Below are 2,989 nucleotides of genomic sequence, written 5' to 3'. Positions count from 1 at the left end.
ACCCTTTTGGAATGCATTCGTTGCAGCGTTTACTAAATCTCTAGCATTTCCATATGGTGTAGCGGCTTTCTTCATATTTTGTAAATCCTGTTTCCGCTGATTTGAGAAACGAGACATTTGATCACTATTTGTTTTCGCTACTTTTTTAGCAATCTCCGCATCGGACGCACCAGGGAATGCTTGTTTCAAGCGACTTGCAACTGCAGAATCCGGATTATCTGCTTTCCAATTTTCAAAGTCTTTTGTAGCTAAATCCTGTGCGACATCTTCATCGGTTAGTTCCGGATAAGATTCGCCATTTAGATTTGAATACGTGTCCGCACCCTTCTTTACACTGGAACCAATATGTTTTCCTAAGGCTACAGCCCCTTCGCCAACTGCAGCAGCAGATCTTCCAGTAACTGCACCAGTAAATCCGCCCGCTTTACTGCCAGCGAATGTTCCTATTGCCATTCCTTCTGGTCCAAGACCAGCTCCTGCTGTCATACCTGCAAGTCCACCAGCCGCTTTACCAATTGAACTTCCAATTTGACCAGCTTTTAACATACGAGCTGCACGAGATGTTGTACCAACATCTGTCCCTAAATTCGCTCCTAATGCATCTTTCGGGTTATCAGCATCTTCTTTTGTCTTTTCTTTATCCCCTTTATCATCAGGTTTTGCTTTTGAATTACGGTAGTCATCACGAACACCTTTAACCAGTCCAGCCACACTTGCTAAAGCACCCATACCCATCATGGTACCTGCTCTATGAATACCACCTGATGCATTGGTACTAAGGCCAATAAAACTTTTCACAATCTCACCTATTGGGATAAACATAGCAAGTAAAATTAATTTGATTAACGGACTATTTGCTGCTCCAATTAAAGAAATAATGAGCCATAAGGTAATCGCATGAATTGCTTGTATGAACACCGCTCCTATAAATTCTCGTATCCAATATAATGTCTGTTGTTTCTTTTGTGGAAATAGCCACATACCTACCATTAACGGACCAATTAACATTAAAACGTATAGTGACACTGCTCGCATTAAATAGTAAAAGTTTGCCCAGACGATGAGACCAGCTTCTATAAACAAACCAAATATAATAAACATATAGTCATTTTCATGACCTTTCAAACCCAGCTCAGTAATGGTAAGTCCAGCTCCACCAAATCCAGGTTGTAGAAATTTAGTACCCTTATCTGGATCAAAATCCCCCCCACTTGCTACATTAACAGCGTCTCTAAACTCTATTATTATCCAAGAATTGATTTCAAATATGAGTGTATAGAAGTAATCGAGGTGCCAAAGAAAAATTGAAATGATCATCAAATCCTTCGCATACTCTATTAATGCTGTTCTATTATTTGGATTAATAGCTGTTGCCGAATATTTTGCCGCCGTAATAACTACACTGACAAGGACACAAAAAGCAACAAGCTTGAACATGACAGGCATGCCTGTGTCTAATACTTTGGTTAGAGAATTACCTGAAAATAAGAAATCTAAGTTTGTCCCCTTTCCTTCTGTTCCCTCTCCTCCAAACACTAAAACTGGCAGCGGATCCAAAGTTGCATACACCGGACTAAGAAAAGCCTTTACTATAGCAATAATTAAGCCTCCGACCCACTCTACTATTTTCTCAAGCATAATTTCACCTTCCTTTTTAAGAGTACGCTATTATCCTGCGTACCCTTGTACTTTCTTCATATTGTTTAAAAGCTCTTGTAGTACCGCTTCATTCGATTCAATAAACATCATTTCTTTGTCAGATGGATCAGTTTGAATCCAAACCGAACTATCTCCTACTCGGAAAATCCCTTCTCCTTTTCCAGGGTTGTTGAGAATAATATCAAGCTCCCCAGCAGTTAAGTTAAAGTTCTCCTGGATCTTTTTCTTATCAATCTTATTTTGTTCTAAGAAGAAATAAGAGAAAGTAGATTGCAAGATACCACGAGCTTTTACATTTTCTAAAATACGAACGAAGTCCTGACTCGCCCAACACATACCAGCATTTCTTTTACGTGAACGACGTGCTACTTTTTCCAAGAAGTTAACCGTTTGTTCATAGTCGATAAACTGCCACATCTCATCCACATATAATACTTTTCGCTTGATAGCGTGTTCTGGACTCTTAATCCAATGCTCCCAAATATAGTTCAAGATAACGTGGAAAGCGATTGGTTTTAAGAATCCTTCTTCTAAATGACTAATATTAAAATTAACAACACGAGATTCATTTAACTGGGTTTCTACACCACGGCCAAAATGACTTTGGCCATCAAATAATGGTTTTGAACCATCGCGTAAGAATGGACGAATCGCAGCAATTAACTCTTCTGCTTTCACATCGTCTCCATGATGTTCTACTATGACATCGTAGATTTCTTTTAACTCTGGTTCTGGCTTTCTCACTTGAGACTGAATTAATTGTCCATCAACCTTCTTCACTTCATCTGCATATAAAGATGAAGGGTGTGAGGTAATACCATGTTTACCAAACACTTCACGAATTGCATCTTCTAGCATTGTACGCTGGAATACATTTAATCCTGGTTGGTCAAAGTCTTGTCCGCGAATAATAATGTCAAAGAATCCAAGTATTTCATTGATTTTCTCTAAAATCGGTACAAATCTTACATACTTCACGCCATCACGCTCTACAAGTTCTTTCTTATCATATTGTTCAAGTGCTTCTAGCTCTTCATCTTTATCCGTAATCTGAAGTTCTGTTACAGCGATTGCACAAGGGTTGATAATGATATTACTTTCAGGTGAAATGTTTAAATTAATACCACCTAGACGTTTTGTAATTTTTACGAATTCTCCCTCTGGGTCAATAATCATTGCATGCGTATCTGCAAGTGACGTTTCACGAGCTAATTTCATTTTTAAAAGTAAACTTTTCCCCGAACCCGAAATCCCGGTCACACCAATGTTATAGTTTGGCGGGCGATAATCTGCATTCCCAAATGAATTTAAAAATTCTACTTGCCCAGTA

General features: G+C 38.7%; 2 protein-coding genes. Both read right to left on the bottom strand.

The features are described 5' to 3' along the window. A partial coding sequence (locus tag ACZDYH_RS30190) for a TrbL/VirB6 family protein (RefSeq protein ID WP_474888015.1) occupies positions 1-1,638 on the bottom strand: 1,638 nt, incomplete at its 3' end. A 30-nt stretch (positions 1,639-1,668) separates the two neighbouring features. Beyond that, the coding region (locus tag ACZDYH_RS30185) for a VirB4 family type IV secretion system protein (protein WP_474888014.1) at positions 1,669-2,989 on the bottom strand (1,321 nt) is incomplete at its 5' end.

The organism is Bacillus sp. EB V-12, assembly GCF_056158125.1.
This window is presented reverse-complemented; position numbering and strand designations above follow the sequence as displayed.